The 25,919-nt window shown below is 55.5% G+C and carries 17 protein-coding genes; 14 read left to right on the top strand and 3 right to left on the bottom strand.

Annotation, left to right across the window (positions count from 1 at the left end):
• Positions 1-2 precede the first annotated feature (2 nt).
• The 3 genes from CLV58_RS04990 to CLV58_RS04980 all read left to right on the top strand — a co-directional run bounded on the left by CLV58_RS04990 (position 3) and on the right by CLV58_RS04980 (position 2,656).
• Entirely contained in the window at positions 3-500 is a 498-nt protein-coding gene (locus tag CLV58_RS04990; RefSeq protein ID WP_106136671.1) for a DUF2271 domain-containing protein, read from the top strand.
• Positions 501-707: 207 nt separating this feature from the next.
• Entirely contained in the window at positions 708-1,391 is a 684-nt protein-coding gene (locus CLV58_RS04985) for a response regulator transcription factor (RefSeq protein ID WP_106136670.1), read from the top strand.
• Positions 1,388-2,656, top strand: coding sequence for a sensor histidine kinase (locus CLV58_RS04980; RefSeq protein WP_106136669.1), 1,269 nt, complete (start codon positions 1,388-1,390; stop codon positions 2,654-2,656). Before CLV58_RS04985 ends, CLV58_RS04980 begins: the two co-directional genes overlap by 4 nt.
• Before the next feature lie 110 nt (positions 2,657-2,766).
• Here CLV58_RS04980 and CLV58_RS04975 read toward each other — a convergent pair whose 3' ends face one another.
• A complete protein-coding gene (locus tag CLV58_RS04975; protein ID WP_106136668.1) occupies positions 2,767-3,807 on the bottom strand; it encodes a sulfite exporter TauE/SafE family protein in 1,041 nt (346 codons plus the stop codon).
• 287 nt (positions 3,808-4,094) lie between these two features.
• Here CLV58_RS04975 and CLV58_RS04970 point away from each other — a divergent pair, with 287 nt between their 5' ends.
• The 7 genes from CLV58_RS04970 to CLV58_RS04940 all read left to right on the top strand — a co-directional run bounded on the left by CLV58_RS04970 (position 4,095) and on the right by CLV58_RS04940 (position 18,514).
• On the top strand, positions 4,095-6,455 hold the full coding sequence (locus CLV58_RS04970) for a TonB-dependent receptor (protein ID WP_245882211.1): 2,361 nt from the start codon (positions 4,095-4,097) through the stop codon (positions 6,453-6,455).
• Positions 6,456-6,657: 202 nt separating this feature from the next.
• Positions 6,658-7,680 carry a YncE family protein gene (locus CLV58_RS04965; RefSeq protein ID WP_106136740.1) on the top strand — a complete coding sequence of 341 codons (1,023 nt, stop codon included), beginning with the start codon at positions 6,658-6,660 and terminating at the stop codon, positions 7,678-7,680.
• A gap of 188 nt (positions 7,681-7,868) precedes the next feature.
• Complete coding sequence (locus CLV58_RS04960) at positions 7,869-10,616, top strand: TonB-dependent receptor (protein WP_106136666.1); 2,748 nt, start codon at positions 7,869-7,871, stop codon at positions 10,614-10,616.
• Positions 10,617-10,655: 39 nt separating this feature from the next.
• Positions 10,656-12,071, top strand: a complete 1,416-nt coding sequence (locus CLV58_RS04955) for a hypothetical protein (RefSeq protein WP_106136665.1) — start codon at positions 10,656-10,658, stop codon at positions 12,069-12,071.
• A 212-nt stretch (positions 12,072-12,283) separates the two neighbouring features.
• Positions 12,284-14,491 carry a PepSY domain-containing protein gene (locus CLV58_RS04950; protein WP_106136664.1) on the top strand — a complete coding sequence of 736 codons (2,208 nt, stop codon included), beginning with the start codon at positions 12,284-12,286 and terminating at the stop codon, positions 14,489-14,491.
• 105 nt (positions 14,492-14,596) lie between these two features.
• Positions 14,597-16,615, top strand: coding sequence for a M13 family metallopeptidase (locus CLV58_RS04945; RefSeq protein ID WP_106136663.1), 2,019 nt, complete (start codon positions 14,597-14,599; stop codon positions 16,613-16,615).
• Between the two features lie 228 nt (positions 16,616-16,843).
• On the top strand, positions 16,844-18,514 hold the full coding sequence (locus tag CLV58_RS04940; protein ID WP_106136662.1) for a S41 family peptidase: 1,671 nt from the start codon (positions 16,844-16,846) through the stop codon (positions 18,512-18,514).
• 43 nt (positions 18,515-18,557) lie between these two features.
• On the opposite strand, the gene CLV58_RS04935 is transcribed toward CLV58_RS04940, so the two are convergent.
• On the bottom strand, positions 18,558-19,673 hold the full coding sequence (locus CLV58_RS04935; RefSeq protein WP_106136661.1) for a Gfo/Idh/MocA family protein: 1,116 nt from the start codon (positions 19,671-19,673) through the stop codon (positions 18,558-18,560).
• Between the two features lie 209 nt (positions 19,674-19,882).
• Here CLV58_RS04935 and CLV58_RS04930 point away from each other — a divergent pair, with 209 nt between their 5' ends.
• Positions 19,883-21,394: a S41 family peptidase gene (locus CLV58_RS04930; protein WP_170108646.1), complete on the top strand. Its 1,512-nt coding sequence runs from the start codon at positions 19,883-19,885 to the stop codon at positions 21,392-21,394.
• Positions 21,395-21,753: 359 nt separating this feature from the next.
• Here CLV58_RS04930 and CLV58_RS04925 read toward each other — a convergent pair whose 3' ends face one another.
• Positions 21,754-23,178 (bottom strand): TlpA family protein disulfide reductase, encoded by a 1,425-nt coding sequence (locus tag CLV58_RS04925; protein ID WP_146141366.1) that lies wholly within the window; start codon positions 23,176-23,178, stop codon positions 21,754-21,756.
• A gap of 457 nt (positions 23,179-23,635) precedes the next feature.
• On the opposite strand from CLV58_RS04925, the gene CLV58_RS04920 reads away from it, so the two are divergent.
• From CLV58_RS04920 to CLV58_RS04910, 3 genes are all read left to right on the top strand, one after another.
• Positions 23,636-24,499: an SDR family oxidoreductase gene (locus CLV58_RS04920; RefSeq protein ID WP_106136658.1), complete on the top strand. Its 864-nt coding sequence runs from the start codon at positions 23,636-23,638 to the stop codon at positions 24,497-24,499.
• A gap of 299 nt (positions 24,500-24,798) precedes the next feature.
• Positions 24,799-25,185: a hypothetical protein gene (locus CLV58_RS04915; RefSeq protein WP_106136657.1), complete on the top strand. Its 387-nt coding sequence runs from the start codon at positions 24,799-24,801 to the stop codon at positions 25,183-25,185.
• Positions 25,186-25,386: 201 nt separating this feature from the next.
• Complete coding sequence (locus CLV58_RS04910; RefSeq protein WP_106136656.1) at positions 25,387-25,854, top strand: hypothetical protein; 468 nt, start codon at positions 25,387-25,389, stop codon at positions 25,852-25,854.
• Positions 25,855-25,919 lie beyond the last annotated feature (65 nt).

Here is a 25,919-nt window from a genome sequence, read left to right as displayed (position 1 = left end):
TTATGTCGTTTCTGCCGAAAATCGGTCTGCTGGCGCTCGTGCTGGCTTTTGTACAGCCTACCGCGTCGCAGGCGCAGCAGACCGCCAAGTACAAATGCATGATTCAGATGACCAACTACATGGGTGAGGAAGCCTACGTAGTCGTATCGCTGATCAATCCGAAAGGGGCTTACGAAAAAACGTTATACGTGCTGGGCTCCAACAAAAAATGGTATCCCGACCTGAAGGAATGGCACAAGGCACTGGCGAAAAAAAGCCCGGCGGTCAGCGCCATCACGGGGGCGTCGGTTGGTGGGGGCGACCGGGCCGTTAACGTACTCGATCTCGACCCGGCCACGATCGACAAAGGCTACAAGATTCGCTTCGAAAGCGCCGTCGAGGATAACAAGTACTACGTCAAAGACCTGGAAGTGCCCCTGACGACGGAAGCCCTTGCCGCCAAAAACGAAGGGACGGGCTACATCCGTTACGTACGGTTCAGCCCCAGTGCTGCCAACTAAAAAGCCTGAAAACGCATCCGAACGCACAGCCACCTGATTCCGGCTGTGCGTTCGTTTTGGTAGGCACCGCGTTTCGGAAAACCAGCTGCGGCCGGCTACGCCTGATTTTGTAAGCTGCACCAGCCGGCCCGATTCGGCACGACTGACTATCTTTACCAGTGATACTACTGCCGGATGAAACAGGCGGTCAGTAGCGGATCGACTCGAATGAAACTCTTGCTGGTGGAAGACGAACCCCTGCTGTCGCAGTCGGTTTGTCAGTATCTGAACGAAGAAGGGTACCTGGTCACTACGGCTGGTACCTATCAGGAAGCATCGCAGAAAATCAATGACTACGATTATGAATGCGTCGTCGTGGATTTGATGCTGCCCGACGGACAGGGGCTCGATCTGGTGCGTACGCTGAAACAGCGTAAATCGCCCGCCGGTATCATCATTGTGACGGCGAAAGACGCGCTGGCCGATAAGCTGACAGGGCTCGAACTCGGGGCCGACGATTACCTGACAAAGCCGTTTCACCTGCCCGAGTTGAACGCCCGGCTGCGCGCTGTGCTGCGTCGGCGGCTGTTTGGCGGACAGGAGCAATGGCAGGTGGGCGAACTGACGCTGTGGCCTGGTCAGCAGCGCGTCAGTGTGCAGGGGGAAGACGTTAAGCTGACCGGCAAAGAGTATGAACTCCTGTTGTTTCTGGCCACGAATGCGGAGCGGATTCTGTCGAAAACCGCTATCGTCGAGCATGTCTGGGGCGATGCCATGGATGTCGCCGACTCTCACGAGTTTCTGTACACGCACGTCAAAAACCTGCGCCGGAAACTGACAGCTGCCGGTTGTCCCGACTATGTGCAGACGCGATACGGCATGGGGTACCTTTTCTCGGTGAAAAACGCATGAGCCTGTTCGGTCAGACAGCCCGCTACCTACTGCTGGCTGCCCTGCTGACGGCCATCGTTGGCTCGGCCGGATTCTATGCGCTCATTCACTGGAAAATTCGTCATGAAGTCGACGAACTGCTGACAAATCAGGTCCGGCAGGTCGAATGGCGACTGGGTCAGCGCGGGCTTCGCAGCATTGATACGATCGACGACAACCTGCTCGTTACGCGTGTCCGTCAGTCGCTGGTGCCTGTGTTTACGGATACGCTGGTGCCGAATGCGCTCAAGCCGGGTAAACTGGTCGCTATGCGGCAGTTGCTGACTACGGTAAGCGCCGGTGGACAGCGTTACCGGGTGCGGGTCTGGCAACCCTACTACGAATTTACCGAGTTGACGATCGATCTGTCGGTATGGGTTATTCTCTTTTTTCTGGTGCTGATGGCCCTGGCGGTCGGTATTGGCCTGGGGCTGGCGGGGCGACTCTGGCAACCGTTCTACGGCATCATTGCGGAGCTGGACCGGTTCCGGCTGGATCAGCCGGGGCAACCTGCTTTTCCGCCGGCCCGCGTGCGGGAGTTTGCCTTGCTGAGTCGTTCGCTGACAGACCTGACGGGTAAACTGAAGCAGCAGTTTCTGTTACAGAAACAGTTTACGGAAAACGCATCGCACGAGTTGCAAACCCCGCTGGCTATCGCGTCCGCCGAACTGGATTTCATCCGGCAATCTCCGCAACTGACCGAATCCGACTACACGCATTTACAACGGGCGACCGACGCGCTCAACCGGCTCAGTCAGCTCAACCGGTCGTTACTGTTGCTCACGCAGGTAGAGAACGATCAGTTTTCGGCGACAGAAGTACTGAATCTACGAGATTTGGTCGGGCAATACCTGGGCGACTTCGAGCCGTTCTTCACGCACAAAAATCTGACGTGCCGGGTCGAGGTGCAGCCGGCGGTTTATCTGCGGATGAATCGGCAACTGGCCGGCGTACTGCTGACCAACCTGCTTAAAAACGTGGCCCGGCACGCACCCGCAAACGGACGGGTTACCATTCTCCTGACCCAATCCGTGCTTACCATCCGCAACACGGGTGAGCCGCTTCCCTTTGCCGAAAGTCAGTTGTTTGGTCGCTTTATCAAGAACCCGACCCGCCCCGATTCGATTGGGCTGGGGCTGGCGTTGGTTCGGCAGATCTGCGATCGCTACCAGCTGCCACTGGCGTATCAGTACGATCGGGAAACGGGCGAGCACGTATTCCAGATTCAACTGGCTTCCCCGACGTAGACCTGAGTTTCCTGGACCTGACAGGTTTCCGAAACCTGTCAGGTCTGGTTGATCGCCAGCTTTGGGGTAGCATCGACTGCCAATGCGTCACGACTTACGATACCATTGAATCAGTCACTGTCGACCATATCGAACTTGTGGAGGTTACCGTGACGGTACACGTACAGTTCGTAGGCGTGTTCGCCCACGCCAAAAACCTCTTCGACGAACAGGCGGTCGGCACCTCGACTGAGTTTTTTAGCCAGCGTCTGCTTGTCGGCGGGGAGTTCGCTAAACGGAATACTGTGCTCGAATTCAAACCCACCGTCGTACTCAAATTCCAGCGCGAAGAGTTTATTGCGCCACTGTAGCTGCGTGGCCAGCCCGTTGGCCATCGGCGAGTAGTCGAGATCGACCCTGTTTTTGCTGACTACCTGCCCGGTGGCTTCGGTGAACAGACTAAGCCCCGATACAACCATGGCCGCGTAGCCGATTCGCCGGAACAACCCGTCGCTCAGACGGGGCAGTAGCCAGGTCATACCCCAGGCCGACAGGATAGCTGCCAGCGCAATGACTCCGCCGAGTGCAAGGGCGTGTCCCGTCAACAGCCCGAATGAGGCATAGAGCCCTAGTTTGACCATGTGTAGTACTACTTCGTTGGCTGCGCGAGTCGCTACGATTTCTTCTTTGGTCAGACCGTACCGCAGATAGAATCGGTTGAACAACAACCCCACAGCCCCCGTCAGACCCGACACGAATCCGGCGGCTAACCCAATCAGCGAAAGCGCCCAGTGGGGCGACGGATCGGCGGTATCCAGTTGTGCCGACGAACGAAAAATCAGCGGTAGATTGGCCATCAGGAACAGGCCCATCGCTAATTCCAGGTACAGTGGGTTGATGAACGTGAGCAGTCTGGCCCCGAGCCAGACAGCAGGCAGGGCGGGCGGGACGAACCAGCGTACGATGTCCCAGCGAATACGCGACCAGAACGTGACGATGCGGGAGGCCGAGCTGAACACCGTTCCGACAGACAGAGCGGCCGGAACCTGCGCACCCGGCAGCATTGACCCCAGCAGCGGGAGTAGCAACAAGCCGGCTCCGCCCCCGCACACGGCGCTGAGCGAGAACGCCAGCACGGCCCCGGCAAACAACAGAAATCCAGAAAAAAGCATGGGAAACAACGGGATAAAGACGAATCGGGTCTGTGGCGAAGGCCAACAGCTGGCGGATGCCATCCAGCAACCACAAAGCAAAGGCCGCATTCTGAAGACAGTCTGAAGTTGCCCCGCCAGTCGATCGCCGATCAGATTAATTCATCATTAACTTCAGAATTGCTTCATAATTCCCCCCCAGTTTAGTGGCCGTTATGCGGATAAGGGGGGTACTTTTCGGAATATTGATCGGTTGGTGGTACGTCGGGCCGGCTTCGGCACAGTCGGTTGAATCGGCTGCTCATCAATTGACAGGAACCGTAGTCGATGCCGCAACCCGACAACCTCTGCCCGGTACGACTGTCGCGGTTTATAAACCGATGGTCGGCCACGATAGCCTGTTGACGGGTAGTCAGACCAGCGAGCAGGGAATTTTTTCGATCGCAAACCTGCCGGCCGGACGCCTGATCGTGCGGGTGACATTCATTGGCTATCAGTCGCTTAGCCAGTCTGTGCAAAGCAGTCAGGCCCGAACCGAACTGGGAACACTGATGCTGCAACCGGATGCCAGTACGCTGAAGGAAGTAAAGGTCACCGGCGAGAAAAGCGAGATGAGCATGACGATGGAGAAACGAACGTTCAACGTCGCCAAAAACCTGACGACCATCGGTGGAACCGCCGAGAACGTGCTGAAAAATGTGCCGTCCATCACGCTGGACGAAACGGGGAGTCCCAGCCTGCGGAACATGCCCACGACAATCTATGTCAACGGTAAACCGACGCAGCTGACACTGGCGCAGATTCCCGCCAATCAGATCGAATCCGTCGAGGTTATTTCCAACCCGTCGGCGCGTTACGATGCGTCGACGTCGGGTGGCATCGTCAATCTGGTGCTGAAGAAAAATCGCCAGCCAGGCTATAACGGACTGGTCAACATCGGGGTCGGTAATAACGCCCGCTTCGACGGCACGCTTAATCTCGACTGGCGACGCGGTAAGTGGAACCTGACCAGTTTCTATTCGATCAACGCGACGAAAAATCCGCTGACCGGCTACGTCAATCGGATCAATCGGGATACGCGGGGTAACCCAACGAGTTATTTCGATCAAACGACCGAAATCAGTCTGAACAACCGGTTTCAGACTGGCCGTATCGCGGCTGACTACGCGCTCAATAAAAACAACACGCTGTCGCTGGCGGGAACCGTCGTGGGTGGGGCGTTCAATACGGTCAGCGATCAGCCGTATGTGTACCGCGACAATACCGGTACCGTGACCAGCACGGGCAACCGCAGCACCATTCCCCAGAATGGATTTACCAACCTCAATCTGGAGTTCGACTGGAAGCATCAGTTCGCCCGGAAAGGCCAGGAGTTGAGTCTGATGACGCAGTACAGCCGTAATCACCTGTCGAACGCGGCCGACTGGTACACGACGGCTCTGACGGCCAGCGGCAACAGCGAAGCAGGCTTTCCTGAGCGCGACAAAATCACGGGGCGTACCATCGGCGACCAGCAGATTACCCAACTCGACTACGTTCATCCGATCAACGATTCGACCAGACTGGAAATGGGGTTGCGGAGCTACACCTACGTACGCGATCAGCAGTACCTGTTCAACCGGCTCGATGGCGACGGGCAGACGTACCAGTTGCTGCCGGCCTACTCGCAGAATGCCCGCATCGCCGAAACGGTCAACGCGCTGTATCTGCTCTACACCCGTCAGTTTCGCGGGGGGCTGAACATGCAGGCGGGGCTGCGGCTCGAACAGTCGAGTCTGCACGGTCGGTCGCGCTTCGACGGTACGACTTTTGGCTACAACTATCCTTCAGCTAGCGGGCAGAACCTGTTCCAGTCGTTCTTCCCGTCGCTGACCTTCGCTAAAAAGCTGAGTGAAACCGCCGATATCAACCTGAGTCTGAGTCGCAAGGTCGGTCGTCCGACGTTCCGGCACCTGTTCGTCGGTATTCAGGCCAACGACCGGCAGAACATCACCATCGGCAACCCCGCCGTTCGGCCCGAATTCGTCAATACAGCGGAGGTGAATTACAGCAAAACGGCTGGCGGATTGACCTGGCTGGCGACGGGCTACTACATCTACGAAGACCATACGATCAAGCCGTTTACGACGCCCTCCGCCACCGACTCGCTGGTGCTGATTACGACGTTCGTCAATGTCAAAGCGGATATTCGGTACGGGATCGACAACACGCTCAGGTTTAACGTTGGACCGAACCTGAGCGCGGTGGCAAACCTCAACGTGTTCGACGTGATACTTCAATCCGTCGATGTCAGCAACCGGTTGCTGTCGTACAACGCCAAGCTGAACCTGACCTATCGCTTTCCGGCCAATATCTCGGCTCAGCTAACCGGCACCAATGATGGAAAAGCGCCCACGCTGCAAGGCTACCGGGAAGCGGTGCGCGGTCTCGATTTCGCGCTGCGAAAAGGCTTCTGGCAGAACCGGGCCAGCCTGACCTTCGCCATCAACGATATATTCAACTCCCGTCGATTCATTACCGTCTACGACCAGCCGGGGGCGTATCAGGTATCGATGAATCGGCGGGAAGTACGCTTCTACAAACTATCCGTTCAGGTTCCGCTGGGCAGCGACACCGGCAAGCGGAGTCAACGTAAAATCAACCGCCCGGACATCGATTTCAGCAACTAAGCCGTACCACCATAGCGACGCCATACCCGCGAGACGTAGGAGAACTACCGTCGAGTGGGTATGGCTTTGTGCGTTTAGTTTGAAGATAACTCGCTTGTTATCAAATAGTTAATTCTGGAAAATGATTACTTTGGGATGGACTTGGGCTACTAGTTTTGCAGCGAAGATGTATCGGAAGGATACGCAGCTACCCATCGTAACTATGCGCTCACTGTTTCACAACGTCGTTGTCGTTGCCAGCCTGGCGGGCCTGGCTCAATCGTCTGTAATGGCCCAGAAAAGTCCGGCCTACTCCTTTATCCAGAAGATCAGTCTGCCGGGCGACGGCAAGTGGGATTATCTGAAAATGGATGGCGAACGGGAGCGGCTGTTTGTGTCGCATTTCGACCGGGTACACGTCATCGACCTCGCAACCAGCAAGCCCATCGGCGACATCACCGGTCTGCATGGCGTACATGGTATCGCACTGGCCAAAGCCCTGAAAAAAGGCTACATCAGCAACGGGACCGACAGCACCGTTACGGTATTCGACTACAACACGTTCAGGGTATTGAAAACGATCAACGTGCCCGGTAAAAAGCCCGACGCCATCCTGTTCGACAAATACGCAAACCGGATCTTTGCGTTCTGCAACGGTGATAAGGTTGCCATCGCCATCGACGCCAAAACCGACGAGGTGGTGGGTAAAGTCGAGGTCGGTGAAGCGCCCGAATTTGCCGTCACTACCGACGACGGGTTGGTATACGTTAACCTGGAGGACAGCAACGAAGTCGTTGCCTTCGACCCCAAAACGCTGACCGTAAAACACAAATTCTCGCTCGGTACCGGCGTACAGCCTACGGGGCTGGCGATGGATGCGGCTACGAACCGGCTATTCTCGGTCTGTCGCAAGAGCAAAACGCTGGTCGTGCTGGACGCGGCCACCGGTAAGATCGTGCAGACAGTGCCGATCGGGGGCGGGGTCGATGCGGTCGTCTTCGACAAAGAACGCAAACTGGTGATGACGTCGAACGGTGAAGGGACCGTGACGATCATGCATCAGGATTCCCCCGATACCTATTCCGTCGTACAGACACTGCCGACGAAGCCCGGCCAGAAAACGCTGGTTCACCGGGGAACGACCCACCGGATCTACCTCAGCGGGGCCGACCTACAGGCCGACGGCAAAACACCTGTAGCGGGCACGTTCGGGGTGTACGTGTACGGCCCGGCTGCCAACGAGTAAACCACCCGCCTGCCAGCCCCGTCGCTGCTGCGACGGAGAGCTCTTCACCACACACGACGCTTGTTGATCCCAAGGCTTCCGACGGAGCCTGTCAGGCCACGCTTTGCCGGATTTGATCCGGAGTTCAGCCAGATCGACGGGCTTCGTCGGTGGCGGAATCAGACTGAAAATACATACATCCAGTACACATGAAATTATTGCTTTACGCATTCCTCCTCCTGGCTGCGGCTACTGCCCAGGCGGCCACCTTACGAGGTACAGTTACCGATGGGAAAACCGGTGAGCCACTTATCGGGGCAACCCTGCAACTGATGAAAAACGGGACCGCCACCCGCTACGGTGGCGTTGTCGGACTGGACGGCCAGTACCACATCAACGACGTTCCGGCCGGTAGTTACGTGCTTCGGGCGCAGTACGTCAGCTACCAGACGGTGGAAAAAGCGGTCGTGGTCGGGGCGGGGCTGATGACAACGGATTTCGCACTGCCCGAAGCCAGCCGGGACCTGGCCGAAGTAGTGGTGTCGGGCAGCGACCGGGAAGGAGACCGAAGCGTTCGTAAAGCCGAACAGAAAGCCGACAATGTGCTGAACATCATCGGGGCAAAAGCCATTCAACTGCTCCCCGACATTACCGTCGGTAACGTGCTCCAACGCATATCGGGTGTGTCGGTCGTGCGCAACGCCACCGGCGACGGGCAGTTTGCCGTGATCCGGGGGATGGACAAACGCTATAATTACACGCTGGTCAACGGCATCAAAATCCCCTCGCCCGACAACAAGAACCGTTACGTACCGATGGACATTTTTCCCGCCGATCTGCTCGAACGGCTGGAGGTCGTCAAAGCGTTGACACCCAGCATGGAAGGTGACGCGATTGGCGGGGCGATGAACATGATTATGAAATCGGCTCCCAATCACCTGACCGTGTCGGCTACGGCCTCGGGTGGGTACAGCCAGTTGTTTTCGAGTCAGCCGTTTTCGGGTTTCAGTACCGCCGGAACACAGTTTAAATCGCCGTCGGAACTACACGGGAATCAGTACGCGGCCCAGCCATCCGATTTTTCGGTCAAACCGCTTCAGTACCGTACCGTTTCGTTTCCCGTCAATGGCCTGTTTAGCCTGTCGGTAGGCAACCGGCTGCTCAACCGGCGACTGGGCTTTATGCTGGGTGGCAGCTACCAGCACACGTACCGGGGCAGCAACTCGCTGTTCTTCCGGCTGAACGGGCAACCCGGACCCGACCCGGTGGCCAACACGCCCATCTTCGAAATGGTCGAGAAACGCACCTATTCCAACGAGCAGGGGCGGCTGGGGCTGAACCTCAAGCTAGACTACGTGTTCAACGAGCGCCACAAGCTGAACCTGTACGGGTTGTTCATGCAACTCGACGACAAGCAACACCGGAACATATACGGGAACCAGCTGACACAGTACGGCGACGTAAGCATTACAGATCGGTCCGTGTTTCGGCGGCAGAACGTCGCCAACGTCACGCTACAGGGTGATCACAAACTGACCGACCGGCTGACGATGAACTGGTCGGCGGTACAGTCGCTGGCCATCAGCCAGACGCCCGACTGGGTCGATCAGTCGCTGACGTACCGGACGGCCCCCGATGCGGAGGGGAAACCCGTCGCGTCGGCTATCTACATCGATCCGGTAACCCACTACTGGACGCACAATCAGGACCGAGACCTGACGGGGTATCTGAATCTCACCTATGCCCTGTCGCCCAGCCTGGAACTGGCGACCGGGGGATTGTACCGTGCCAAAAACCGCAGCAATTTCTTTAACGATTACACGCTGGCGACGGTACTGCCCGGTGGCGACCGGCAGGTATTCGCCGGCATCGACAAGGCCATATTTTCGTTCCGCCCCGAGTCCTACGCTTATGCCGACAGTACCAACGGCAACAACTACACGGCGCAGGAGCGCATTGCCGCCGGGTACGTGCAGGCTAAGGTGACGCTGCCGAACCAGCTTCAGCTACTGGGCGGGCTGCGGGCCGAACAGACGCAGCAGGCTTACGATTCGCAGATACCGGTGACGGCCACGGGTAAATCGGGTACCATTTCGTACCTCGACCTGCTGCCGAGCCTCCACCTGAAGTACCCGCTGTCGAGCCGGGCTAATCTGCGCCTGTCGTATTTCCGGGGTATCAGCCGGCCAGGCTACTTCGAACTGGTACCGGCCATGTTTCCCGGCGACTACTTCAGCGAGCAGGGCAACTACGCCCTCAAGCATACCGTTGCCGACAACATCGACCTGCGCTACGAGCTGTTCGCGAAAAACAACGACCAACTGCTGATTGGTGGCTTCGCGAAGAACATCAAAAACCCGATCGAGTACGGCTTCAACCAGTTTACCAACAACACCTACGTCTACGTGCCGCTCAACTTCGGCACGGCCGTCAACTACGGGGCTGAACTGGTATTCGCCAAGTATATCAACCAGTGGGGCGTGTCGGGCAATTACACCTATACCCATTCGCGCATCACGACGAGCAAGCGGGTGTACGGGCGCGACGCATCGGGCAACATTGTCAACAGCATCGAGAACCAGACGCGCCCGCTCCAGGGGCAGTCGGATCATATTGCCAATCTGTCGCTCATCTACAAAAGCGTGGCGCATGGGTTCGACGCACAGCTTTCGTGGGTGTACACCGGCCGTCGCATCAACATCGTCTCGCCTTACAAAGATCTGGATTACTGGCAGCGTGGGACTTCGCAGGTCGATCTGTCGGCAGAAAAACGGTTTGGCGGTCACTTCTCCGTCTTTGGCAAGTTTCAGAATCTGCTCAACAACCCCGTCATCGTGGAAGTGATGAAGCCCAATAACCTGGGCAACCTCCCCGAACAGACCCGCCCCGACCGGATTCTGGTGCAGAAGGACGCCTTCGGCCAGACATACATCCTCGGTCTGCGCTACCGACACTAATTATCGTTCACAATCAACTACTTACCAAGGTAAAGTTCAATGAAACATCTTCTTTGCGCCAGCTTACTGGCTACTGCCGTACTGGCTACGCTGTCGGGTTGTAACTCAGCCGACGAAACGGTCGTCGTGTCGCAGCCGCTCTTCAAAGTGGGGCAGGCGGTGAGTACCAAAACACCACTGTCGGGGCCGGTAAAAGGAACCCTGCAAAGCGACTCGACCTACCGGGTCGGGGGCGACGTGTACGTCAACGCGGGTGATACGCTCGTCATTCAGCCGGGGGCGAAAGTTTATTTCCCCGGTGGTACGGGGCAGGTGTACAGCTTCATCGTGCACGGCACGCTGCTCTCGCTGGGTACGCAGGCAAAGCCCGTTTATTTCACCGTCCCGACGGCTGTGAAAACCGATACCTACGGGGCCGATCCCACCGCCGATCCGGCGTATAAGGGTCTGTGGGGCGGCATCATGGGCGAAACCGACTGCAAAAACATTATCCTCAAATGGACGCACATTGAGTTCGGCGGGGGAAAACTCGGTACGTCGCCGGTAACGTACCTGGCGAACGGTGCCAACAGTTATCCGCTGACCAATGCCAATCCCGACGCCATTGTCGTGCTGGAAGATTCCTGGGTGTACGGGTCGGTCGATGATCCGGTGCGGGCGTTTGGTGGCCGCTACAACATCATGCGGAATACTTTCGAAAAGAACGGCTTCACCAGTGGCGAGTCGATGAACATCAAGTCGGGTTCGGTGGGTAACTTCGCCTATAACCTCATAGTAGGCTCGGCGACTAACGGACCCAAAGCGTCGAACAACGGTGGTAAGAATCCGCAGACGAGCTTCCTGTTTTACAACAATACGATGGTGGCCTGTGGCTATCGCCGGGCTGCGGCTGGCCGGGGTGGTTCGCTGAACATTGAGGAAGGTGCGCGGGGTGGTTTCTACAACAACCTGATGGTCAACTGTAAATACGGTCCGCGTGTAGTGGGGGCCACGGCTAATTACTCGGGAAATGCCCTTGTCGTAGCCGATACCGCTAACCTTCGGTACAGCAATAATTACAGCTATGTCGATTCGGTCGCCATCGCCAATCAGATTTACCCGGTCGGCTTCGCGACCAAACCGCAAACCTCCGACGTGCCGACGCCCAGTTCATTCCTGCCGACGGGGTATAAGCCCGGTCAGGCCTATGATGGATCGGCCGTAGTGGGTAAGAACAACCCGATGTTCGTGAATTTCCCCCTGCCGCAAACCACCCGGCGACTGAGCGACGTATCGGTCGTGAATACGTTCAACTTCCGCCTACAGTCGGCGTCGCCGGCATTGGGCAAGGGAACGACGAGCTTTAGTCCGGCCAGTGTCGTACCCGTCAGCGCCAACTTTGGGTCGACGGAAATCACGCTTCCCAGCACTGATATGGGGGCTTTCCCGGCCAACGGTAAAGGGAATCAGCACTAGCCGATGCGGTCCAGATACGCGTACTAGCGGTCGTCGTTCCACTGGCTGATGGGTACTACGCGTGTCGCGCGTGGAAACGACGAAGATACGACGTAGGTGCCTACGTCGTATCTTCGTCATGTGTGGTTTTGGTCCGGCCCGAATCGGCTGGTTTGAGTCTATCCGATCTGAAGCTGCCGACAGTTTCAGTACATGTATAACAGCCTGATTTAATGACGATTTCGATCTGGAGATACAGCCACCTGGCGCTGGCTGTATCTTCGTTTTTACTACTGACGCTGACTTCGGTTACGGGTATTATTCTGGCATTCAAGCCCATTACGCAGAAGTTACGGCCGTATCGTGTCGAACGATTTGCCGATGTTACGCTGGCGCAGACACTGCCGGCGTTGCAGAAAAACTACAGCGAGCTGACTAAACTCTCCGTCGACGTGCATGGCTTTGTGCGGCTTCAGGGCAACAACGTCAAGGGCGATAAAATAGACGGCTACATCGATCCCCGCACGGGCGAGGTACTGGGGCTGTACACCGGGAAAAGCGCATTTTTTGAGTGGGTCGAAGCCCTGCACCGGTCGCTGTTTCTGCACGAGCTGGGCCGGTTTTTTATTGGGTTGACGGCCTTCCTGCTGCTGCTCATCGCCGTCTCGGGTACGGCCCTGATCGTGCAGCGGCAGCGGGGCCTTAAACGCTTTTTCACCCGTATCGTTCGTGAGAATTTTGCGCAGTACTGGCACGTGGTGCTGGGACGACTGTCGCTCATTCCCATTCTTATCATTGCCCTGTCGGGCACGTATCTCTCGCTCGAACGGTTCGGGGTGTTCGGTAAAACGGAGCCGACCTCGGCCAATATCGATCTCGATACAGTGAACGATGCGCCCAAACGCAAGCTGGCCGACATGCCGGTGTTTCAGACGATCCGGCTGGCCGACGTGCGCAGCATCGAGTTTCCGTTTGCCGACGATCCCGAAGAGTTCTACGTCCTCAAACTGCGAGATCGCGAACTGACCGTCAACCAGATCACCGGCGACGTCCTGAACGAAACGCTGTACCCGACTACGGTGCTGCTGGCCAACCTGAGCCTGAACCTGCACACGGGCCGGACGAACACCATCTGGGCGCTGGTACTGGCACTGGCTGCGGGGAATATCCTGTTCTTTATCTGGTCGGGCTTTGCCATCACGCTGAAACGCCGGGCCAACCGGATCAAAAATAAGTTCGGTGCGGGCGAAAGCCGGTTCGTTATTCTGGTTGGGTCGGAAAACGGCAGCACGTTCCGCTTTGCCCGCTCGGTGCAGGAGCAACTGTTGCAACAGGGCGAACCGGTACACCTGGCCGAGCTGAATCAGTATACGACCTACCCGAAAGCCGAACACCTGATCGTACTGACGGCGACTTACGGCCTGGGGGATGCCCCGACCAACGCCCGGCAGTTTGCGTCGCTGCTGGAGCAATACCCGCAGACACAACCGGTGCGGTATTCCGTGGTGGGCTTTGGGTCGCGGGCCTATCCCGATTTCTGTCAGTTTGCGTTCGACGTCAATTCACTGCTCGCGCAACAACCGTGGGCGACGGCGCTGGTCGACATCCACACCGTCAACGACAAATCGCCTGCTGAGTTTGGGTTGTGGGCCGACGCGTGGTCACAGCAGGCCGACCGACCGATGCCCCTGGCCGACGACCTGCGCCACGTACCCACCGCGCTCACGACGCTGACCGTGACGAGTAACACCCGCACCGCCCAGCCCGACGGGACATTCCTGGTCCGGCTACGCCCCCCGCGCCGGCAGCGCGTTACATCCGGCGACCTGCTGGCGATTTACCCCGCCAATGACTACCGCGAACGGCTCTATTCGATCGGTCGACTTGCGGAAGCGGGCAACGACGATCTGCAACTAAGCGTTCGGCTGCACCCCGGTGGCCTTGGTTCGACGTTTCTGCACGAACTGGCTGCGGGACAGATCGTTCGCGCCCGTATCGTCGATAATGCTCATTTCCATTTTCCCCGAAAAGCGCCCGCTGTGCTGCTGATCGCCAACGGAACCGGCATTGCGCCTTTTCTGGGGATGATTAGTCAGAACAAAGCGAACGTGCCCGCGCACCTGTACTGCGGCTTCCGGCAGCAGACCTCGTTCGACGTGTACCGCACGTTACTGGATGCGAGTCGGCAGTCGGGTAAGCTCACTAGCCTGCACGTGGCCTACTCGCGCGAGGGCGACCGGCAGTACGTCAGCGACCTGCTTACCCGCGACACCGACCAGATTGCCAGTCTGCTTAAACGCAACGGCGTGGTGATGATCTGCGGTTCGCTGGCCATGCAGCGGGACGTATTCGCGCTGCTGGAAACCATCTGCCAGACTCAACTCGGCCAACCCCTCAGCCATTACCAGGCCCACGGGCAGGTGCTGACGGATTGCTATTGAATACATACCAGTTTGCTAATGGCTTCTATCGACTTACGGTGTAATTGAGTAGTTTTGGTCAAACCCTTTAATTGACCGGAATAGAACCTGTACCCGATTTACGCGATGAAAAAACTGATCTACGTTTCGACAGCACTGCTGTTGGCAGGAATGCATAAACCCGTTTTTGCGCAGAACGCGAAACGCGTGGTTATCACTGGTATCGATACGTCGAAGAAGCCGGGGGACGACTTTTTCAAATACGCCAACGGTATCTGGTCGGATACAGCCCGGATACCGGCTAGTCAGACGGGCGTTGGGTCGTACTCGTTTATGAATTATCCGCAGCGCCTTCGGATGCAGGGTATTCTGGACAGCATTGCCAGGGGCAAGTATCCGGCGGGTAGCCTTGAACAGAAAGTCGGCGATTTTTACGCGTCGGGGCTGGACATGGCTGCGATCAACAAACGTGGTTACGACCCTATTAAACCATTGCTGAAGCGTATCGATGCCGTGGCTGATGTACCGGCGCTGCTGAAACTGGTTGCCGACGAGCAGAAAGCGGGCAACGGGTCGATCATCGGCTTCCGCGTAGGACCCGACAACCGACGCAGTACGGTCAACATCGCGCAGTTCCGGCAGACGGGCATTGGCTTGCCCGAACGGGCGTATTATGTCAAGACCGACTCGTCGACGCTGGCGATTCAGAAAGCGTATCGGGACTACCTCACCCGGTTGTTTGAACTGACAGGTACCGATGCGGCCACCGCACAGAAAAACGCGGCCACCACGTATGAACTGGAGAAGCAACTGGCCCTGTCGCACCGAACCAACATCGAACTTCGCGACGTGCAGGTCAATTACAACAAACTGGCGGTGGCCGATCTGGCTAAGAAACAGCCCGCGCTGCACTGGCCGACCCTGCTGACGAATCTGGGCGCGCGCGTTGACACGATTAACGTCGGGCAACCGGGGTACTACGATAAGCTGAACACGCTGCTGACGACCGTGCCCCTGGCCGACTGGAAAACCTACCTGAAAGCCCACGCGCTGACCAACTACGCCAATTACCTGAGTCAGCCGTTTGTCGACGCGTCGTTTGCCTACGCAAAAACGCTGACCGGGCAGGCCGTGAAGAAAACCCGCGCCGAAGAAATGGTGCAGGCCGTCGACGGGGCGCTGGGCGAAGCGTTGGCGCAGCTATACGTAAAAAAATACTTCCCGGAGGAAGCCAAACGACGCATGCGCGTGTTGGTCGATAATCTCAAAAAAGCCTTTGAAGCCCGTATCGACCGGCTCGACTGGATGAGCGACTCGACCAAGACGAAAGCGAAAGAAAAGTTGTACGCGTTCACGGAGAAAATTGGCTACCCTGACAAGTGGCGCGACTACTCGGCCGTGACCGTAAAACGGGATGCGTATTTCGAGAATCAGCTGCTGGCCGAAAAAAATGATTACCAGCACGACCTGGCCAAGCTGGGAAAACCCGTTGACCGGACCGAGTGGCACACGACCCCGCCGACGGTGACCGCCTACAACAATCCCCCGCTCAACGAAATCGTCTTTCCGGCGGGAATCCTGCAACCGCCGTATTTCGACGTGAATGCTGATGATGCCCTCAACTACGGCGGTATCGGTATGGTGATCGGGCACGAAATCACCCACTCGTTCGACGATCAGGGCGCGCAGTACGACAAGTCCGGCAACGTGCGCAACTGGTGGCAACCCGCCGATTACGCCAAGTTCAAGGCCAAAACCCAGCAGGTAATCGACCAGTACAATCAGTTTACGGTGCTCGATTCGGTCCATGTAAAAGGCGCGCTGACCGTGGGCGAAAACACCGCCGACATTGCTGGGGTCGCCATTGCGTATGACGCGTTTAAGCTGACCGAGCAGGGCAAAAGCAATACAAAACTGGACGGCTTCACGCCCGATCAGCGGTTCTTTATCTCGGTCGCCCGCATCTGGCGGGTCAAGACGCGGGATGCGTACATGGGCATGTACGTCAATACCAACCCGCATTCGCCGGCCAAGTGGCGTGTCAACGGCCCGCTCATGAACTTCACCCCGTTCTACAACGCCTTCAACGTGCAGCCCGGCGACAAGATGTACAAGCCCGAAAAGGATAGAATCACTGTCTGGTAAAGCAGCGCAATTAAGTACGTTAACGTGGTGTCAGGTTCGTAACCTGACACATTTCCGGGCGAAGCAATGGCTGACGCGAACGTGTCAGGTTCGTAGCCTGACACCACGCTGCAAATTATCTGAAAGGCCGAATCAACGTATGAAGGACTCGTTTAACATATCTTAACGGCTTGCCGATCAGCGCATAGCGGACAGATGCGTACGTTTACGCCGAACTAGATCTGCACTATGCGCTACGTATTCGTTTTGGTACTACTGTCGTCGGCAAGCTGGGCTCAGTCGCTGAGCGAGACGCAAAAGCTGACCTCCCTGGCCCAGGTCTGGGGTTTTCTGAAATACTACCATCCGGCGGTGGCTACCGGCAGGCAGGATTGGGATGGCGAACTGATCCGGCTCATACCCGTCGTGCAGCAGGCGCGCAACCGTGAGGAACTGGCTACCGTGTACAGTCGGTTGCTGGACGAGCTGGGACCGGTAAAGCCCTGTCGTCAATGCCAGTCGGAGAGCACTGTGCCAACGGCTGACCGGCGCAATCTCGACCTGACGTTTCTGCGCGACACGACCCTGTTGACCGATGCCCTGCGGGAGCGATTGGTGTATATCAAAGACAACCGCAATCAGAAATCGAATCGGTACGTGCGAACGGCGTCAAGAGGGGGGAATCCGAATTTCGATAACGAGAACGCGTACGCCGATATGGACGTGCCCGATGCGTCGTACCGGCTGCTGGCCCTGTTCCGGTACTGGAACATCATCCAGTACTTTTATCCCTACAAATACGCCATCGACGGTAACTGGAATCAGGTGCTGCCGGATCTGATTCCGGTATTTCAGCGGGCGACCGACGAACAGGCCTATCAAAACGCGCTGTACCGGGTCGTGAGCCGTATTCAGGATAGTCACGGTTTTCTGAAGTCCGACGGCAAGCGACGTTGTCTGCGGTGTGACCTGGGACTGCTGTGGCTACCGTTTGCGGTAAAGCTGATTGATACTAAAGCCGTCATCACCCAAGTGTACGGCGATTCGCTGGTTAGCTCGCCCTTGTTGCGGGTGGGCACCGTGATCACGCACATCGATGGCGAGACTGTTCACCAGCGGATAGAACGCCTGCGGCCTTACGTGCCGGCGTCGAACAACCAAACCCTACTTCGTGATGTGCGATGGCACATCGGTGTTGGTCACGAGCAGCAGGCCAGGCTAACGATCGAGCGGGATGGCCGTGACACGACGCTGACCACAGCGCGTTATCCGTATACAACGTTCGTCGAAAAAGCCCGGCTGGATGTTAATGCGCAAAACCCCCTCAGTCGATGGTTACCCGACAGCATCGGCTATGTGAACATGGGGAAGCTGACGAGCCGGCAGGTCGACAGTGTCATGCGGCCACTGATGGGAGCGAAGGCACTTATTCTTGACCTGCGTAACTACCCGAAGGGAACGCTTTGGCAGGTGGCCCGGTACCTGACCGATAAACCTAACACGTTCGTCTACTTTACCGGCCCTGATCTTCGATTCCCCGGCGTGTTTCATCGGGGTGGTGAATCGGCCTTATCGCCAGCGGGAAATCAGAAGATCTATACGGGGAAGGTACTTGTGCTGGTTGACGAAGAAACGCAGAGTCAGGCCGAATTTACCACAATGGCGTTTCAGGCGGCAACAAACGTCGTTCTGGTGGGCAGCCCGACCGCCGGCGCTGATGGGAATACCTCAACGGTTCCCCTGCCGGGGGGCTACCGTACGGCCTTCAGTGGCATCGGCGTGTACTACCCGGATGGTCGGGAAACGCAGCGAATCGGGGTGCAACCGAATGTACGGGTAACGCCAACCGCAGCGGGTATACGGGCGCGTCGGGATGAGGTGCTGGAACGGGCGATCCGGGTGATTCAGGACGTAGAATAAAGCCCTCTGTACCGTCAACACAAACCGACCACCGGGCATACCGTCAGAGCGGGGGCAGGGTAATTTTGTTGCCACTGTCGGCCGCCCGATAGATGCCCTCAATGACGCGCATATCCTTGAGTCCTTCTTCGCCCGCGATGTGAGCCGGCAACGGTTTGTGGGCGAGGATATGACTGGCCACGTCGTCGAGGAGAGCGGCCTGCTGGTTGACGACGGGAAAGTTGAACGGTCCCTGACTACTGCGTCCCTGGAACGGGCCGTAACTCAACGCCGGACTCAGTTCGAAGAAACCGTTGTCGGCCGACGCATAGAACCGGTCGATGTTGCAATTGGCTGTGGTGGCTGACGTATTCACGGCCCCGCTGGGAAATGTTAGCTGCCAGGTGATGTTTTCCTCGACTTCCCGAAACAACTGCGGCATCGTAACCGGGCTGTACTGCGCCGTGACGCTGATTGGTTCTTCGCCCAGTACGTAACGCGCGCTTTGAATGCAGTAAACGCCCAGATTCATTAGCGCGCCCCCACCGGCGATGGCTTTCTTCAGGTGCCAGTCGTCGGGTGGTGTACCGGCCAGCTGGTAACCCAGCGAGGCTTCAATCAGCCGGACGGGGCCGAACACCTTTTGCTGACCCAGCCGTTTCAGTTCGATGTGGTGCGGTTCATAATGCAGTCGGTAGCCAACGGCAAGCTGAACCCCGGCTTTTCGGCAGGCGTCGATCATGGCCCGGCAATCCGGCACCGTAAACGCCATCGGCTTTTCCACGATGACATGCTTCCCGGCCTGAGCCGCCCGAATCGTGTAGTCTTTGTGCAGCCCATTGGGCAGGGTAATGTAAATCAGGTCGATGTCGGGGTTGTTGCGGAGCTGATCGAAGGTCTCGTAGGTGTACACATTTTGGGCCGGTAGTTTGAATTCCTGCTGCCACTGCGCGGCCTTGGCGGGCGTTCCCGTGACGATACCCGCCAGGCGGCAGTGTCTGGATTCAGCAAAGCCCCGCTTGAGTACGTTGGCGTACCGGCCCAGCCCGCACAGGGCTACGTTCAGCTTTCGGTCTGCCCGCGCCCGGTCAGGTAGGGTGGAGGCAGGTAGCAGGATAGAGGCCCCCATGCTCAAGCCGATGGTTTCGAGAAACGTACGTCGGGAATAGTTAGTTAGCATAGCGAACGCGATTAAGAAGGCGATTGACTAAAAGTAACGGATCGTCTATGTGTCGATTTGCTTTTTCGACAGGGGGGCAGCAGGCAGGACAAGTGGAAGCCGGGCTATCAGTTGACCGGATGACGGGCTAGCGCCACTACGCAAACGTGGCTACTTTTGTCGATTGTCTGGCGCCTTTGATTGCCGGATACGTACCCCAAGCAATGCGTATGATCCCTGTACTAGCTTATGGTCGAAAACTGGTTTTAAGCATGGCGTTGCTAAGTCCGTTATGGGGGATAGGCCAGCCTACGCTGATCTCGGTGACGCAGCCAATCCCGCAACACCAGTTGCTGGCCGACTTCGATACGTTCCGGCGTATTTACCAGACGGCTAACTCTGGCTTGTACCGATACCGGTCAAAAAAGAATATCGACAGTGTGTTTGCGGCCAACCGGAAGCAGATCAGACCGGGCGCTACTGTACTTGATCTGTACCAACGTTTATACGCGGTTACCGATTATACCGGTAGCCTGCATAGCGATAATTATTTACCGGCGCGCATCGACTCTCTGTTGAAAAGCGAGGTCAGCTTCTTCCCGCATCCCGTCAAAATCATCGATGGGGCATTACTGATCAATACGACCCATGGGACTTTACCCGTCGGTAGCCGTTTGCTAGCCATTAACGGGCAGCATGTCAGCGATGTACTCGGGCGACTGGGGAAGTACGCCACGACCGACGGGTACAACAAAACGGGGAAGTCCTTTCTGATCAGCCAGCATTTTGCGTGGTATTATCGGCTCGACTACGGCCCTTGTTCTACGTATGATCTTACCTACCTGGCACCGGGTCGGACGGATACTAGCCGGTGTAGAATACCAGCGGTAGCGTATAGTAACTGTCAGAAAGCCTTCGCTCAACGATATTCCTTACCGCTGGAAAAAGATCTGCCGGCGTATGAACTCACCCTGATCGATTCACTGGCAACGGCATGCGTAACTGTCCGAACATTTGATCTGGACCATAAGCAGGAGAAGGAGTATCGTCGATTTCTGGATTCTACTTTCCGGCTGCTCAACCGGCGTCCGGACATTCGCTCGCTGATCGTGGATGTTCGGCAAAACAGCGGTGGCAACGACCCCAACGACCTGTTATTGTACTCTTACCTGGCCAGACAACGTTTCCGGGAAAACAAACGGGCGTATACGATTTTCCGGAACGTGCCTCTTCCAGCATACTTCGTGGAAGAGACAGCGGGCGAACGGCAGGAACTGGCCGACGAACTGCGGACCGAACACTACGCTAGGGCGCGGCAGGGCAAGTACTACCTGAGAACAAAAGAAAATCCGCGCTGGCTACCGAATCCAAATCGGTTTCGGGGTAAACTCGTTCTGTTGATTGGTCCACAGACAGCTTCGGCGGGATCGCTGTTTGCCAGTCTGGTGCGTAGTGACCCGGAGGCCGTAGTGATCGGTGAAGAAACCATGGGTGGGTACTACGGCCACACGGGCCACGAATCGGTTGCATACCGGCTCCCCTATACCCAAATACGCGTCAAGTTTTCAATCATCGACCTGGATCAGGACGTGCGGGTTCTGCCATTCATCCCCCGTGGGCGTGGTGTATTCCCTGATTATACCATTAAGGAGACGAAAGAAAGTTTCTTGCGCAATCACGACACCGTGCTGGACTTCACACTGCAACTCATAAAGACGGCTCCGGGCCTGCCGAAAAGGTAGCTGAAGCTTATTTTCGATATGGTAAATGAATCAGTCTTGGCGGTTGCGTAAGAGTACGCGAAAAGCTGTTTTCGTCAGTAAGAAGCCGAACAGAATGGGCTTGAATCCATCTAAAGCGAAGCTCGGAAGTCAGGTGTGTACCAACTTAGAAAAACTGACCACAGTGGTCCTTGAAGAAACAAAAGGCCTGTAAGGGAAGTCAAAATTCAGGCTTTTTATTAATAAGAAGAAATTGATTTATATTGTGGTAATTCGTGGGGAGAAATAACCTGTTCTCGATTAACAAGTCCCAGTATTTGTAGCGCGTAAGAAGCGTTTACTGTGGCACGTTGTTAAATGAACTTCCAAGACCTAACATATTATTCTTTCAAAAGTATGGTTAGTATACGAGCCGTTGCAGGGTCTGAGGGGCGGGTTGCATTATTGATTTCTATTTTACCATCCATACCAATGACCATATACCTAGGAATCATTGAAATCGTCAATGATTCTTTTAGTTTGGACTTACTTCCTAGACGCATTCTGTAATTGTTAGTCTTATACGGTATAAGCCCAACGCTACTTAACGAATTTTTCCACGAGGTATTAATGTCATCGATCGATATATACACAAAAGAAATTTTTTTGCCCTTAAACGTCTCTCTTAGTTTATAAGAGTTGGGCATTTCAGCAATACAAGGGGCACACCAGCTAGCCCAAAAATCTACGTATACAACCGTATCTTTCTTTGAAGAAATAAAATCAGACCAAGTAAGAATGCGACCATCGGGAGAGACTAATTCGCTTTGACTATAATCTTTTGTCGCTTCGGAAAGTGTAGTTAACGCAAAATTCTCTTGGGCATATCTTTTTAGGTAGTCATCTGTGGCGATTGATTGAAAGCGCTCTGTCAATCGGAGTAACGAGTCAGTCTTGTCTTTGAATGCTAGCCGAACGATGCTGTACAATGCCCTGTCACGCGTTTTTCCACTGAATTCCTTGGATGCAATCTCAAACATAGTTGACAGAGTCGGTTTAGCCTTGTTCCTTTTCAACGCTAAGTACTGAGTGTGGTTCAATGCGCTATCGTCTACCTGACTAGTGTCAATAGGTTTGCTTCGCTCACGTTCTATGAAATTTTCTATCGGCTGGTCAAGTGGCTTGGCTCCTCTAGCGTATAGCGACGTTACGTCATTATAATAAACTGAATATAGCTTATTTCTGATCGCTCGCTCAAATGCAGTGCTAAGTGTATTAATCTTCATGTATTTTTCTAAATAGGCAATCCTTTTTTGGTAGAGTTCAGTTGCAGAACTAATAATCTGCGTCGTTTTCTGGTTTATTGAGGGTTTGTATGCGTAAAAACCTTCTAACTCTGTACCAATACTTCTGTTTAACGAAGAAATAAAATTTAACTCATTACTTCTTGTTCTATCACCTTTCTTTTCTATACCATATTCCCTACTTGATGCTATATGAATAGTTTCGCCCGGATGAATTGTGCATGAACTTGTACCGTCATCTCTTACAATAAATAACGTGACATCTTTATCAAATAGAAAACGAAAGGTCGTGCTTTTGCCATTTAAATCAAATGGAGCAGATACTTCATCATAGTAATCTTGATAATAAAAAAAATCTGATCTTTTATGCTTTTTGTCGAAAACGAGCGTCGTTGAGTCGGGCGCTTCTTTGTTAATAGTTAATTCGCTATGTTGTTCTGTACTTAGTTGAGTTAGCCTAGTCTGCTCAGCATGAGCATAGCAGAAAATAGAGGAGCATAGTATAAATACGAAGAGGGGCATAAAGAATTTAGCAATGTGCGTTATATGGTTGATCGAGTATTGAAGTAGGAGCTCGGTACCGATGGACAGGTTTAAGCGACCGAAAGTAACAGACGTTAATTTTAGTAAGAGTATTTCATGGTAGAGGTTAGTAGCCTGGTGGTATGTATAGTCAGGCTGAATTGCATACACGAGCAATCTAAGAAGATAGGGCTTAGTACTGAGTTGTAAAGGTCGAATAGACTTATTTTATTTCGTCAATAGTGCTGTCGGGTAACTGAAGCTGTGTCTGCCGACCCGTCTATGCTGTCCATTTGTGGGTGAAACCTCTCCTGCTTCTCATATATAAACAGCCTGAACAGGGCGATAAGTCAATCGTTACGAGATAGTTCGCGGATCTGGCTACGATAATCGTATATCCGGCTACGTCTGTTGGTCGACAAGAAAGGACCTTTGTCTAGCACAAACCAACTGAACTATGATCCTGGTAACCGGAGCCACCGGCCAACTCGGCGGGGCCGTCATGAGGCAATTACAAATACGAGCGTTTCCTGATCAGCTAGCCGCTTTCGTGCGGGATGCGGAGAAAGCCATGCAACTGCATGAGCAGGGGATAAGCCTGCGCGTCGGCACGTACGACGAGCCGGCGTCGCTCGACCGGGCGATGGAAGGCATCGAAACGGTCCTGCTGATCGCGGGTACCGACGAAGAGAAGCGTGTGCAACAGCACCGGAACGTGATCGACGCAGCGAAACGGGCCGGTGTCAGGCGGATTGCCTACACCAGCCGGGAGCTGAACGATCGCTATACGCTGGTCAACCAACTGATGCATGCTCACTTCCAGACAGAAGACTATATCAAAGCCAGCGGCCTGCCGTATACGCTGTTTCGCAATAGTCTGTACATGGACGCCATTCCGCAGTTTGTCGGTGGTGATGCTGTGTTCGGGCGGGGTATCGTTTTGCCAGCCGGGCAGGGACGCGTAGCACTGGCCCTGCGGAGCGAACTGGGCGAAGCGATGGCAAACGCCCTGGCCCGTCCGTCGGCAGGTAATGTGACGTACCAGCTCACCGGTGGTGCATCCTATTCTTTCGCCGATATAGCGAATGCGCTTACCGACCTGTCGGGTAAGTCGGTTACGTACACTCCGGTGGAGCCAGCCGCGTTTACGGCGCAGCTACAGGCGCGTGGTTTGTCCGACGTAATGGCCCGGCGCATCACTGGCTTTATTACGGACATCGCCAACGGACAGGAAGATTCGGTAACGACCGATCTCGAAACGTTGCTCGGTCGCAAACCAACCGGGCTAACTGACGGATTGAAGTCGGTATTCGGGTATTGAGGAATCGATTCGTTTGCTGTTTTCGTCGACCCCCGCAGCAACGCCCCCGCATCGGTATCGATACTGTTGCGGGGGCGTTGCTGCGGAGCGGGTTTATGGGTGTCTGTTGGTCTGACTTCAGTACGTTTGCCGAGCGTATACACGGAACCGTTAAGCCTGGAAACGGCGCGCGGTCTGTCACAAATGAGTAATCTAGTTTGTCGTTGGGACAGTTAGATTCACTCTAAATTAGGGGAAACGGTGACAAGCCGAAAACTTCGTGGTTAACTGTCGGTTAGTAGCATAACGTTGTGATACGCATGAAACCGATTGTGGCATTTTTTCTGGCGTGCTGGATACTGGGCGGTAGTCTGCTGCCCGGTTTTGGTATTGACCAGTCGGCCCACTTAGGTGATTTGATGGAACATTATCAGGAACACAAAAAGCTGGACGCACATCTCTCGTTCGTCAAGTTCCTGTCGATGCACTATGGTGCTGATTCGGCCCATCAGAAACGGCCTAACCACAGTCATCGCAACTTGCCCGCTCATAGTCATTCCGTTACCAGCTACCTGCCAACGGGGCTGCTATTGGCCGTGCCTGGCATTCACCAGCTTGGCTATCAGATGAAGGCTACTTTCTTCTGGAAGGCGGATCTGTACGCATTCCTCGCCGTCTTCGCGCTGATTAACCCGCCACAGTATTAGCTGGCCGTTCGGCCGCCTACTGCGGAACTCCACGCAAGTCTCGTCGATGGTAACGAGCCGATCTTCGGGCGCTGGCCACGGCATTGTAAGAAACTGCAAAAAAACGTCGGGCCGATCGGTGGTCCATCGTCGGCTACCCGGCAACGGGTACAGTGGCCGCATAATGTAGTCGATTACCGCTAATTCATCACTCACAGTAGTATGCAACTCAATGGCGCTCATTGGCACCTGCTGGTAAACCACGTGCCAATAATCGGTAGTCTGATGGCCACCCTGGTACTGGGCTATGGCCTGTTTCGTCGAAACAACGCCATCGTTCAGCTCAGTTTTGGTCTGTTCGTGCTGGTCAGCGTGGCCACGGCGATTACCGATCAGACGGGCGAAGCCGCCGAACACTATCTGGCGTCGATCAAGGCGCTCGACCGGGCCCGGCTGCACGCCCATGAGGAAGCCGCCGATCTGGCAAACATCGGCATGTACCTGACGGGTGGCCTGTCGCTGCTGGCGTTGGTATGGCAGCGTGCCCGGGATTGGCGACTGCTGCCCGCCGTCGTTCTCGTTAGTGCACTGGTCACGTTTGGTCTGATGGCGAACGTCGGCCGGTTGGGTGGGCTAATCATGCACCGGGAGTTGGATAGCGAACAGGCTGTTGCGCAGCCTGCTCCGTAGTGAAAATCCGATGAATACCCAGTTTTTTAAGTATAACCTATTGTTTAACAAGTAAGTACAATGAA

This window comes from Spirosoma oryzae, assembly GCF_003002825.1.
In the GTDB taxonomy this organism is placed as follows: domain Bacteria; phylum Bacteroidota; class Bacteroidia; order Cytophagales; family Spirosomataceae; genus Spirosoma; species Spirosoma oryzae.
This window is presented reverse-complemented; position numbering and strand designations above follow the sequence as displayed.